General features: G+C 62.2%; 9 protein-coding genes. 3 read left to right on the forward strand and 6 right to left on the reverse strand.

What is annotated here, in order from left to right; translation table 11 throughout:
* Positions 1-45: 45 nt before the first annotated feature.
* The gene (locus KYT97_RS09895) at positions 46-804 is read left to right on the forward strand and encodes an acyl-[acyl-carrier-protein] thioesterase (protein WP_033236446.1); all 759 of its coding nucleotides are present in this window, start codon (positions 46-48) and stop codon (positions 802-804) included.
* Here KYT97_RS09895 and KYT97_RS09900 read toward each other — a convergent pair.
* Positions 801-1,001, reverse strand: coding sequence for a hypothetical protein (locus tag KYT97_RS09900; RefSeq protein WP_033236447.1), 201 nt, complete (start codon positions 999-1,001; stop codon positions 801-803). The two genes, KYT97_RS09895 and KYT97_RS09900, sit on opposite strands and share 4 nt — an antisense overlap.
* A gap of 73 nt (positions 1,002-1,074) precedes the next feature.
* On the opposite strand from KYT97_RS09900, the gene KYT97_RS09905 reads away from it, so the two are divergent.
* Positions 1,075-1,572 carry a SixA phosphatase family protein gene (locus KYT97_RS09905; RefSeq protein WP_033236448.1) on the forward strand — a complete coding sequence of 166 codons (498 nt, stop codon included), beginning with the start codon at positions 1,075-1,077 and terminating at the stop codon, positions 1,570-1,572.
* Here KYT97_RS09905 and KYT97_RS09910 read toward each other — a convergent pair.
* Positions 1,569-2,576: an MsnO8 family LLM class oxidoreductase gene (locus KYT97_RS09910; protein WP_219112171.1), complete on the reverse strand. Its 1,008-nt coding sequence runs from the start codon at positions 2,574-2,576 to the stop codon at positions 1,569-1,571. The two genes, KYT97_RS09905 and KYT97_RS09910, sit on opposite strands and share 4 nt — an antisense overlap.
* Before the next feature lie 88 nt (positions 2,577-2,664).
* Between KYT97_RS09910 and KYT97_RS09915 the strand changes: the two genes are divergently transcribed.
* Positions 2,665-3,051, forward strand: coding sequence for a glyoxalase superfamily protein (locus KYT97_RS09915; RefSeq protein WP_033236450.1), 387 nt, complete (start codon positions 2,665-2,667; stop codon positions 3,049-3,051).
* A gap of 53 nt (positions 3,052-3,104) precedes the next feature.
* Here KYT97_RS09915 and KYT97_RS09920 read toward each other — a convergent pair whose 3' ends face one another.
* From KYT97_RS09920 to KYT97_RS09935, 4 genes are all read right to left on the reverse strand, one after another.
* Positions 3,105-7,061 carry a DNA-directed RNA polymerase subunit beta' gene (locus tag KYT97_RS09920; RefSeq protein WP_045070980.1) on the reverse strand — a complete coding sequence of 1,319 codons (3,957 nt, stop codon included), beginning with the start codon at positions 7,059-7,061 and terminating at the stop codon, positions 3,105-3,107.
* 119 nt (positions 7,062-7,180) lie between these two features.
* Positions 7,181-10,687 (reverse strand): DNA-directed RNA polymerase subunit beta, encoded by a 3,507-nt coding sequence (gene rpoB / locus KYT97_RS09925; RefSeq protein ID WP_033236452.1) that lies wholly within the window; start codon positions 10,685-10,687, stop codon positions 7,181-7,183.
* 433 nt (positions 10,688-11,120) lie between these two features.
* Positions 11,121-11,984 (reverse strand): hypothetical protein, encoded by an 864-nt coding sequence (locus KYT97_RS09930; protein ID WP_219112172.1) that lies wholly within the window; start codon positions 11,982-11,984, stop codon positions 11,121-11,123.
* Between the two features lie 36 nt (positions 11,985-12,020).
* Positions 12,021-12,674, reverse strand: a complete 654-nt coding sequence (locus tag KYT97_RS09935; RefSeq protein WP_242484599.1) for a hypothetical protein — start codon at positions 12,672-12,674, stop codon at positions 12,021-12,023.
* Positions 12,675-12,679: the final 5 nt, after the last annotated feature.

A 12,679-nucleotide genomic window follows, 5' to 3' on the forward strand; every position in this document is an offset into this window, starting at 1 on the left:
CCTGGCAGAATTCAAGCAACCCCTCGGCGAACAGGAATCACTTTCGTGAACTCAGACCTCACACTCGCGCCGCAGCCCGATCGCGGACCGATTTTCGTGAAAACACGCCCGGTGCGCACCGGCGACATCAACGCGGCCAAAGCGCTCCGGTTGGACGGCGTCGCCCGATACCTGCAAGACATCGCCACCGACAACATCGAGGCCATCGAGGCCGTCGACACTCACCCGTTCTGGATCGTGCGTCGAACCGTCATCGACGTCATCCGTCCGGCGATCTGGCCCGAATATCTGACCATGACCCGGTGGTGCTCCGCATTCTCGACGAGGTGGGCGAACATGCGTGTCCGCTTCGACGGCAGCAACGGTGCGCTGATCGAGACGGAAGGGTTCTGGATCCACATCAGTGCAGAGTCCGGTATGCCCACCCGGATGAGTGACGACTTCATGAAACCACTCGAGGAATCCACCGACGAACATCGCCTCAAATGGAAACGTGTGATCGCCGACAACGCACCGGACGTCGAAGCACCGGGCGTCATCGACACTCCGTTCACCCTGCGTGTGACTGATATCGACCCGTTCGATCACGTCAACAACGCCGTTTACTGGCAAGCCGTCGAAGAGGTGATCAGTACCCGAACTGCACTGCGCAGCACGCCTCACCGGGCGGTGATCGAATACCTCTCACCCCTTGTCGCCGGCGACGACGTGGTCCTACGGAGCCACGTCGAAGGTTCGCGCCTCACCGTCTGGTTCCTGGTGGGCGATGCACTGCGCGCCGTTGCACAGGTGAGTGCGCTCTAACGCAGCTTGCGAGTAGCTACTGCCGCAACGCCGAACACCAGAGCGAGAAGGATCGCGGCCCAGAAACCGAAGAGCCACCACACGACACCGAAGACGACTACAGCCGGCGCCACAGTGATGAGTGCAATGGTAGGGCTTTCCCGTACCACCTCGAGAGCCGTTCGAGCATGCGTGCGATCGAGCTTCTTGCCTGCCATGGAAGCCTCCTTCAAGGTCCTGACCATCCAGAGTAACCGTCACTGGTAGCGACAAAGCGGATAACGTGAACGCATGGCAGACCACCGCACCCTCGTTCTCATGAGACACGGAAAGTCCAGCTATCCCGAAGGCATTCGCGATCACGAGCGGCCACTCGCCGAACGGGGACTGCGCGAAGCCCGCCTCGGCGGCGAATGGATCCGCGAGAACGTCCCACCCATCGACGCCGTATTGTGCTCGACGTCGCGGCGCACCGTCGACACCCTGGCCGCGACCGCCGTCGACGCCCCGACAGGCTTCGACAAGTCGATCTACGGCGGATCCCAGGCCGACGTCATCAACGCAATCCGGACCACGTCCGCCAATGTCAGCACGCTCCTGGTCATCGGCCATGAACCGGGAATTCCCTGGACTGCACTGGATCTGGCATCGAACGAGAATTCCGAAGCAGCCCAACGGATTCGAGACAAGTTTCCGACTTCGGCAATCGCCGTGTTGTCCGTGCCCGTCCCGTGGTCAGAACTCGACGACGCTGCCGCCACGCTGCTGGAGTTCCACGTTCCCCGCTAGATCACCTCGCGCAGTACGTGATCCGAGTGTTCCAGGGCGGCGCGGTCGTATGTCGATGTCGACGCCAGCAACTCGTCCGCGCCCGTCCGCTCGGCCAGATCACTCGAGTGCTGCTTCACCTCGATTGCGGTCCCGTACATAGCCGAAGCCACGAACGAGTCGATACGCCTGGTGGTTCGATCGTTGAGCGCTGCGCCCCTGATCTGTTCCGCCGACACGAGCGGCGGAAACTCCCCTGTCCGTGACGATTCCGCGAGCGCGTACGCCTCCGGAATCAACAGCTCACGGGCCGCCTCGGTGGTATCGGCAACCATGACTTCGAGCGAGACCACGACATAAGGATCGGGGTGCGCGTCGCTGGGCTGGAAAGTCCGGCGATACTGGTCCAGCGCCTCCACCCTGTTGGTACCACCGATCTCGAGCATTGGCCCACCCACGACTACCGGAAGCCCCAGCTGCGCTGCCACTTTCAACCCGGTGCGCGTGGCAAGCACAAAGATCGGCACCCCGCCGCGCGACGCCGGACGAGCCGTGACGACGGCAGTTCCGTCCAGATAGCGTCGCAGCTCCTCGATATCAGCGGCAAACGTGTCCGGCGCGTCCTTGCTCCGTCGTAGCGCCTGGCGAACCGGTTCCGTGAAGCCCAATGACCGGCCGAGACCCAGATCGATCCGACCCGGATACAGGGCATCCAACATCAGGAACTGTTCGGCGACAACCAACGGTTGATGATTCGGCAGCATGACGCCGCCGCTGCCCAGTCGAATGTCGCGCGTGTGAGCGCCAATGGCTGCAAGAAGCACAGCCGGCGACCCACTCGCGATACCCGGAACCGCGTGATGCTCGGCGACCCAGAACCGGTGGTAGCCGAGAGCGTCGGCATCTTCGGCTCGCTCGAGAGTATGAGTCAGAGCGGCGGAGTCGGGGTATCCGCTCCGGGTTCGGGATCGGTCGAGCAGTGAGAGAAGCACTCTCGAAGCAACAAGGAATTCGGAAAGTTTCATCCGATTCGCAATCGAGGACCGTTTCTGACCGCAATACCCGCAACACTGGACCTGTCGCCGGAATTCACCATCACATGAAGGGCACGTCATGGACATCAAGCTCGAACTGGTCGCCATTCCCGTCACCGACATCGACCGCGCCAAGGACTTCTACGTCCGACTCGGCTTCAACGCCGACCACGATCACACCGTCAACGAGAACCTGCGGTTCGTCCAGCTGACCCCACCCGGTTCCGCCTGCTCCATCTGCATCGGCAAGGGAATCACCGACGCCGAACCCGGTTCGGTCGTCGGCATGCAGGTGGTAGTCAAGGACATCGAAGAGGCCGAGCGCGAATTCAAGAGCCGCGGGATCGATATCAGCCCGATCGACGACCAGGCTTGGGGACGATTCATCTACTTCGCCGACCCCGACGGCAACAAGTGGGCCGTCCAAGAGATCGTCATCCCCGACCTCAGCGGCAGTAACTCCTGAAACGAAAAATCCCCCGCCTCATCAGAGGCGGGGGATTTCTCACGAACTAACCGCTAGCGGTAGTCGTTGCTGAAGCCGTAGTCGTCCAGCGGAACTGCAGCACCGGTGTTCTGGCCGAAGCCGTCCGGGCTGTAGTACTGGTCGTCGTACGCGGGCACTGCGTACGCAGCGGCGCGGGCCTCTTCGGTGGGCTGAACCTGGATGTTGCGGTAACGGTTGATACCGGTACCGGCAGGGATCAGCTTGCCGATGATGACATTTTCCTTCAGACCGATCAGCTTGTCCGAGCGGCAGTTGATTGCAGCGTCGGTCAAGACACGAGTGGTCTCCTGGAACGATGCCGCGGACAGCCACGAATCCGTCGCGAGCGACGCCTTCGTGATACCCATGAGCACCGGACGGCCTGCTGCGGGCTCGCGGCCCTCAGCGACAACGCGGCGGTTGGCCGATTCGAACTCGGCGCGCTCGGTGAGCGAACCGGGAAGGAACTCGGTGGCACCGGAATCGATGATCGTCACGCGACGAAGCATCTGGCGCACGATGACCTCGATGTGCTTGTCGTGGATCGACACACCCTGGCTCCGGTACACCTCCTGGACCTCGTTGACCAAGTGGATCTGAACCTGACGCGGACCCATGACTCGCAGGACCTCGTGGGGATCGGCAGCACCTTCCATGAGCTGCTGTCCGACCTCGACGTGGTCACCGTCTGCCAGAAGGCGGTCTTCGCCGTCGCTGTGCTTGAAGCTACGCAGACGCTGACGCTTGGAGAGCTTGTCGTAGACAACCTCTTCGCCGCCGTCGTCCGGCACGATCGTGATCTTGTAGAAACGATCGCCGTCTTCGAGCTGCACCCGACCGGTGACGTCCGCGATAGGAGCCTTGCCCTTCGGCACACGTGCCTCGAACAGTTCCTGGACACGCGGCAAACCACCGGTGATGTCGGCGCCGGCCACACCACCCTGGTGGAAGGTACGCATGGTCAGCTGGGTACCGGGCTCACCGATCGACTGTGCGGCGACAATACCGACAGCCTCACCGATGTCGACCAGCTTGCCGGTGGCCATGGAGCGGCCGTAGCAAGTGGCGCAAACGCCGGTGCCGGTGGTGCACGTCAGGACCGAACGGACCTTGACCTGCGTGATACCGGCCTCGAGCAGGGCGTCGATCGCGGGGTCACCGAGATCGTGTCCACGCTCGACGATGACCTTGCCGTTCTCGTCGACTGCGTCAGCAGCCAACGTGCGGGCGTACGTGCTGGTCTCCACGTGAGCATCGCGGATGATCGAGCCGTTGGCCTGCTTCTCCGAGATCGTGGTGACGATGCCGCGCTCGGTGCCACAGTCGGTCTCGCGAACGATGACGTCCTGCGACACGTCCACCAGACGACGGGTCAGGTAGCCCGAGTCGGCGGTACGCAGAGCGGTATCGGCCAGACCCTTACGAGCACCGTGCGTGTTGATGAAGTACTCGAGAACGGTCAGGCCTTCCTTGAAGGAAGACTTGATCGGACGCGGGATGAACTCACCCTTCGGGTTTGTCACCAGGCCCTTCATACCGGCAAGCGAACGAACCTGAGTCATGTTGCCGGCCGCGCCGGACTTCACGATCATCGGGATCGGGTTGTTGTCGGGGAAGTGAGCCTCCATGGCCTTGCCGACCTTTTCGGTCGCTTCCTGCCAAATGGTGACCAGAGCGCTGTTGCGCTCCTTCTTGTCCAAAGCACCACGCTGGTACTGCTTCTCGATCTTGTCGGCCTGAGCCTCGAAGTCCTCGATGATGGCAGGCTTCTCCGGCGGAACCAGAACGTCCGAGATGGAGATCGTGACACCGGAACGCGTTGCCCAGTGGAAGCCGACATCCTTGAGCTTGTCGACGGTCTGAGCAACCACGATCATCGGGTAACGCTCGGCAAGATCGTTGATGATCGTTGCCTGACGCTTCTTCGGCATCTGCTCGTTGACGAACGGGTAGTCCGCCGGAAGCAGCTCGTTGAAGAGCACGCGACCCAATGTGGTGACAGCGGTCCAGCCGTCGCCGTAGTTCCAGCCCTCGGGGAACAGTTCCGCTTCGCGATCGCGCGGCGGACGCTGGTTGGTCAGACGCACCTTGATCTGCGACTGAACTGTCAGCGCGCCACGATCCACGGCCATCTGAGCCTCGGCGGGGCTGGAGTACACGCCCTGCTCCGGACCCTCGGACGTAGCTGCAGCGAGCTCACCGACGACACCGTCGTCGAGACGCGTCAGGTGGAACAGACCGGTCACCATGTCAAGACGCGGCATAGCGAGCGGGCGACCCGAAGCGGGCGAGAGGATGTTGTTCGAGGACAGCATCAGGATGCGTGCCTCGGCCTGAGCCTCTGCCGACAGCGGAAGGTGAACAGCCATCTGGTCACCGTCGAAGTCGGCGTTGAAGGCCTCACACACCAGCGGGTGGAGCTGAATGGCCTTGCCCTCGACGAGCTGCGGCTCGAATGCCTGGATACCCAGACGGTGCAGCGTAGGTGCACGGTTGAGCAGCACGGGGTGCTCGGCGATGACCTCTTCGAGGACATCCCACACCTGGACGCGCTTGCGCTCGACCATGCGCTTGGCCGACTTGATGTTCTGCGCGTGGTTCAGATCCACCAGACGCTTCATCACGAACGGCTTGAACAGCTCGAGAGCCATCAGCTTGGGCAGACCACACTGGTGCAGCTTGAGCTGAGGACCGACGACGATCACGGAACGACCCGAGTAGTCGACGCGCTTTCCGAGGAGGTTCTGACGGAAACGACCCTGCTTGCCCTTGAGCAGATCGCTCAGGGACTTCAGCGGGCGGTTACCCGGTCCGGTGACCGGACGTCCACGACGACCGTTGTCGAACAGGGCGTCGACAGACTCCTGCAGCATCCGCTTCTCGTTGTTGACGATGATCTCGGGAGCACCGAGGTCGATCAGTCGCTTGAGGCGGTTGTTGCGGTTGATGACGCGGCGGTACAGATCGTTGAGGTCGGACGTCGCGAAACGTCCACCGTCGAGCTGAACCATCGGGCGAAGCTCCGGCGGGATCACCGGAACGGCGTTGAGGACCATGCCCATCGGCGAGTTGCCGTTGGTCTGGAAAGCCGCAACGACCTTGAGGCGCTTGAGAGCACGGAGCTTCTTCTGGCCCTTGCCGCTGCGGATGGTCTCGCGAAGAGACTCTGCCTCGGCGTCGAGGTCGAAGTTCTGCATCAGGATCTGGATGGACTCTGCGCCCATCGCACCCGTGAAGTACTCGCCGTAACGGTCGACCAGCTCGCGGTACAGCAACTCGTCGATGATGAGCTGCTTGACGCTCAGCTTGGTGAAGGTGCTCCAGATCTCGTCGAGACGATCCAGCTCACGCTGCGCGCGGTCACGGAGCTGACGCATTTCGCGCTCGCCGCCGTCCTTGACCTTGCGGCGGACATCGGACTTGGCGCCCTCTGCCTCGAGCTCGGCGATATCGGCTTCGAGCTTCTGCGCGCGTGCCTCGAGATCGGCGTCGCGCTGATCTGCGACAGCCTTCTTCTCGACCTGCATCTCGGCTTCGAGGGTGGACAGCTCGTTGTGACGGAGCTCCTCGTCGACACCGACGATGACGTAAGCCGCGAAGTAGATGATCTTTTCGAGATCCTTCGGAGCCAGGTCGAGCAGGTAACCGAGGCGGCTCGGCACACCCTTGAAGTACCAGATGTGCGTGACCGGTGCGGCCAGTTCGATGTGACCCATGCGCTCACGACGAACCTTGGCGCGAGTGACCTCGACGCCACAGCGCTCACAGATGATGCCCTTGAAGCGGACACGCTTGTACTTACCGCAGTAGCACTCCCAGTCCCGGGTGGGGCCGAAGATCTTCTCGCAGAAGAGGCCGTCCTTCTCGGGCTTGAGCGTGCGGTAGTTGATGGTCTCCGGCTTCTTGACCTCGCCGTAGGACCAATTGCGGATGTCCTCTGCGCTGGCCAAGCCAATGCGGAGTTCATCGAAGAAGTTGACGTCGAGCACGTAACTTCCTTTCCCCGTTGGGGTTACGGTTGCCGGTCACCCCGGCAACCTGACTGCCAATTCAAATGTGAACTACGCCCCCGGGCCGCTCTTTCACAGAGCAACCCGGGGACCGAAACCTAGTTCGCGAGGTCGTCGACCGTTGCCGCTTCGTTCCTGGACAGGTTGATGCCCAAGTTCGCCGCAGCGCGCTCCAAGTCCTCGTCGTCGCCGTCCGCCATCGTGATGGCAGCGCCGTCCGAGGACAGCACCTCCACGTTGAGGCAGAGCGACTGGAGCTCCTTGAGGAGCACCTTGAACGACTCGGGGATGCCGGGTTCCGGGATGTTCTCGCCCTTGACGATGGCTTCGTACACCTTCACGCGACCAACCACGTCGTCCGACTTGATGGTCAGCAGTTCCTGCAGCGTGTAAGCCGCGCCGTAGGCCTGCATAGCCCAGCACTCCATCTCACCGAAGCGCTGGCCACCGAACTGGGCCTTACCGCCGAGAGGCTGCTGCGTGATCATCGAGTACGGACCGGTCGAACGAGCGTGGATCTTGTCGTCGACCAAGTGGTGCAGCTTGATGATGTACATGTAACCGACCGAGACCGGGTACGGGAACGGCTCGCCGGAGCGGCCGTCGAACAACGTGGCCTTTCCGTCGGGGCCGACCATCTGCTCGCCGTCGCGGTTCGGCAACGTGGACTCGAGGAGACCAGTGAGCTCGTCTTCCTTCGCGCCGTCGAACACCGGGGTGGCGATGTTCGAGTCGGCAGGAGCGGCGAGCATCTCTTCCGGAAGGGTCGCAGCCCAATCCGGACGAGTGCCGTCAGCGGCGATCTGAACGTTCCAGCCGGTCTTGCCGATCCACCCGAGGTGGGTCTCCAGGACCTGACCGATGTTCATACGACGCGGGACGCCGTGCGTGTTCAGGATGATGTCGACAGGCGTGCCGTCCGAAAGGAACGGCATGTCTTCCTGCGGGAGGATCTTGCCGATAACACCCTTGTTGCCGTGGCGGCCGGCGAGCTTGTCGCCGTCCTGGATCTTGCGCTTCTGGGCCACGTACACGCGAACGAGCTCGTTGACACCGGGAGGCAGATCGTCGTCGTCATCGCGCGAGAAGACGCGGATGCCGATGACCTTGCCGGTCTCACCGTGAGGAACCTTGAGGGACGTGTCACGAACCTCGCGGGCCTTCTCACCGAAGATGGCGCGAAGGAGGCGCTCTTCGGGGGTCAGCTCGGTCTCGCCCTTCGGCGTGACCTTTCCGACCAGCACGTCGCCGTCACGAACCTCGGCACCGATACGGATGATGCCGCGCTCGTCGAGGTCAGCGAGGACCTCGTCGGACACGTTCGGGATGTCGCGAGTGATTTCCTCGGCACCGAGCTTGGTGTCGCGGGCATCGATCTCGTGCTCCTCGATGTGAATCGAGGTCAGGACGTCCTCTTCCACCAGGCGCTGCGACAGAATGATCGCGTCCTCGTAGTTGTGGCCTTCCCACGGCATGATCGCCAGGAGCAGGTTCTTACCGAGCGCCATTTCACCGTTTTCGGTGCAAGGGCCGTCAGCGAGGACCTGGCCGGCATCGACGCGCTGTCCCTCGTCCACGATCGGACGCTGGTTGGCGCACGTGCCCTGGTTGGAACGCGCGAACTTGCGCATCCGGTAGGTCTTGCGGCTTCCGTCATCGGCCATGACCGTGATGTAGTCCGCTGAGACCTCTTCGACAACACCGGTCTTCTCGGTGATGACGACGTCACCGGCGTCGACAGCTGCACGCAGCTCCATACCGGTACCGACGAGAGGCGCTTCGCTGCGAACCAGCGGAACAGCCTGACGCTGCATGTTCGCACCCATCAGGGCGCGGTTTGCGTCGTCGTGCTCGAGGAACGGGATCATCGCGGTAGCGACGGACACCATCTGGCGCGGCGAAACGTCCATGTAGTCGATGTCGGAGGACGAGACGAACTCGACCTCGCCACCCTTACGACGAACGAGAATCTTCGCGTCGGTGAAACGGCCGTCACGGTCGATGGCCGAGTTGGCCTGTGCGACGACGTGGCGATCCTCTTCGTCAGCGGTCAGGTAATCAACCTGATCGGTGACCTGGCCGTCGACAACCCGGCGGTACGGCGTCTCGATGAAGCCGAACGGGTTGACGCGTGCGTACACCGACAGCGAACCGATCAGGCCGATGTTCGGGCCTTCCGGGGTCTCGATCGGGCACATGCGGCCGTAGTGCGACGCGTGAACGTCACGAACCTCGAGGCCGGCGCGCTCACGGGACAGACCACCCGGGCCGAGGGCAGACAGACGACGCTTGTGCGTCAGCCCCGACAGCGGGTTGTTCTGGTCCATGAACTGCGACAGCTGGGACGTTCCGAAGAACTCCTTGATCGCAGCGACGACCGGGCGGATGTTGATCAGGGTCTGAGGCGTAATTGCCTCGACGTCCTGCGTAGTCATGCGCTCACGAACAACACGCTCCATGCGGGACAGGCCCACGCGGATCTGGTTCTGGATGAGCTCACCAACGGTGCGCAGACGACGGTTACCGAAGTGGTCGATGTCGTCGACCTCAACGGGAACCTCGACGCCGTCCGGTGCCGTCATCGAGGTGTCACCAGCGTGCAAACGCACGAGGTACTCGACGGTGGCGACGATGTCTTCTTCGGTCAGCGTCGAAGCAACAATCGGCTGACCTGCGTTGAGGCCGAGCTTCTTGTTGATCTTGTAACGACCGACGCGAGCGAGGTCGTAACGCTTGTCCTTGAAGAACAGGTTCTCCAGAAGGGTCTGCGCGCTCTCCTTGGTGGGGGGCTCGCCCGGACGCAGCTTGCGGTAGATGTCGAGCAACGCCTCGTCGGTACCGGCGGTGTTGTCCTTCTCCAGCGTGGCCATGAGGATCTCGGAGAAGCCGAAGCGCTCCGTGATCTGCTCCGTGGTCCAGCCGAGTGCCTTGAGCAGGACGGTGACGGGCTGACGACGCTTACGGTCGATGCGGACACCAACGGTGTCGCGCTTGTCGACGTCGAACTCGAGCCATGCGCCGCGACCCGGGATCACCTTGACGCTGTGCAGATCCTTCTCGGTGCTCTTGTCGACGCTCTTGTCGAAGTACACACCGGGGGAACGCACGAGCTGCGAGACAACCACGCGCTCCGTGCCGTTGATGATGAAGGTGCCCTTGTCGGTCATCATCGGGAAATCACCCATGAAGACCGTCTGGCTCTTGATCTCACCAGTGTTGTTGTTGATGAACTCCGCGGTGACGAACAACGGCGCCGCGTAGGTCATGTCCTTGTCTTTGCACTCGTCCGTCGAGGCCTTGACCTCGTCGAATCGAGGATCAGAGAAGGAGAGTGACATAGAGCCGGAGAAATCCTCGATCGGAGAAAGCTCCGCGAGGATGTCTTCGAGACCGCCGGACACTGCATTGTCGCCGAGAGCTGCTGCTCGTTCGCGCCAACTCTGCGCGCCGATCAACCACTCGAACGAATCGGTTTGAACATCAAGAAGCCCGGGAACTTCGAGGGGTTCGCGAACTTTCGCGAACGAAACCCTCTTCGGGGCTCCGGGGATTCCGGAAACTGCCTTGGTCTGGCTAGAGACTGCCAAGATGCGTCCTTCCAGCACCTCACGCGGGCCGCTCCGTACTGTTGCGACCGCCGCTGTATCTGCTTCGAATTTCGCTGGTTACAACCCGAACGAAACCCGTCGCAGAAAGCAAGAAGTACTTGACTTCGCAGCGGTTGAGACGAGGGGTGGACAGGAGGCAGCCAGCGCAACGTCCAAAAGTACACCCTTACTCAGGAAATGTCGAGTCGGGTGTAGCTGAGGGTCTGATTCAGGTGCTGACGTGAGACTGCCGATCACTCGTCCGTGCATGTTCACCGCTCAGACTGGACCTTCGGAACCGCCCCGTCAAGAGCGCCGAGGTAAGTCGTGGCATTCGAACAGTCGACCGACTCGGTTCGAACACCGTTGTCGGTAGTGTAGCCAGTCACTGACCCGGATACGAAAAACTGGACCGGAATCTATTTCCGGTCCAGCTCGTCGTACACATTTGTCAGCGGTCGCGGATCTCCGAGATCAGCCAATTACCGTCCTGCTTCTCCAAGCTGACGACAACCATCCCGGAACGGGAACCGGCAGCCACACCACTCTGCGTCGAGCTCACGTTCAACTGCGCGAGTAGTTGCGCTCGGTCCTCCTCGAGCCTGGTGACACCGATCTCCGTGACATCCGCCGTAGTCGCCGTCTGGGTTTGTTCGACGCCGGCCTTCTGCGTGTCCTTGTACTCGGTCAGCTGATCACGCATGGCCTGGTTCAGACCCTGCAAGCCCTTGTCGAAATCGGCGTCGAAGGTGCCGGGCGCAAAGGTGAACACCGCCTCGAGCGCCGGTGGAGTCACCCGCAGCACCTCAGCCGTCGCCCCCTCGTCAACCCATGCCACATCGTCCATCTGGGCGCCGACCTTGAAAAAAGCCAGACCCGCAAGCAACGCGACTACCACCGCTGCTGCGCCTAACCCGATGACCAGCGGCCACGAAGTGCGACTCGCTTCCTTCGACAGAGCAGGCTCTGGTGCTGGCGGTTCCTCCGCGAGGCTGGGCTCGGCTGCCGTCTCGGGACTCGGCTGGGCTTCCTTCTCGGGACTCGGCTGGGCTTCCTTCTCGGGACTCGGCTGGGCTTCCTTCTCGAGACTCGGCTTCGGGGCTTTCCGAAGGCTTGCCTTCGGGGCTGCCTCGGTTTCGACGGCCTCGGTCTCGACGGCCTCTGTTGCGGCTACCTCGGTCTCGACGGCCTCGACGTTCGCTGGTTCCTCGGCCGGCGTCCCCGCGGGGACGTTCAACGAGCGGGCTGATCCGGCTATCTTCGGCCGACGGTTCTGGTTTGCCTGCGGCATCCCGACTCTGCGCTTCGGTGGCATTACGCGCTTCTCCTTCGGATGACTGATCGAGGCTGACTACTGGCCACCTGAATCGCCCCCTACGCTCGGTGCGGGCGCCTCGGTGGGCGCTGGTGATTCGGTTGCCGGCGTCGACCCATCGGAACCGCCGGTGCCGTCGGCGCCCGGCAATGTGCCCGACTCCAGATCGATCCGGTTTCCGACGGGTTCGGCCGAACTGGCCTTCCAGATACCGTCCACCTCGACCATGCCCAATCGCATACCGACCTGGTTCTTCACGTACTGGTTGCCCTGCGTAGTGGTGACCTTCACGACCACAAGAGCCGTCGCAGTCCTGTCGTCCGTGTTGAGTTCGGTGAGCGCAGCAGACATCACCTCGGCATCGGCCTTGGATCCGGAGTTCCGCAGTTCGTCCGTGATGGAATCTTGAACACTTTGGAGGTACACCGTCATCTCGTCACCGGTAACCGAAGACCGCATGGTCTCGATCGACGCGTCGAGATTCGCCGAGTCGGCGTTGTTGAGATTGATCGCAACCTGCTGGGCGCCGATCAACGCCTCGTCGCGAATCTCTGCGGTGTTGCGGTCGGTGGTCAACGCCTTCACGTACGGGACGCCGAACACACCTAGCGCAACTAGTGCGGCTACGAGGAGAACGCCGACCGCAACAAGCGGCGCCGTCACCCCCTTCGGACTGCTTTTCTGAATCACGCTCA

Origin of the sequence: Rhodococcus globerulus (genome assembly GCF_019334125.1) — a bacterium.
Taxonomy (GTDB): domain Bacteria; phylum Actinomycetota; class Actinomycetes; order Mycobacteriales; family Mycobacteriaceae; genus Rhodococcus_F; species Rhodococcus_F globerula.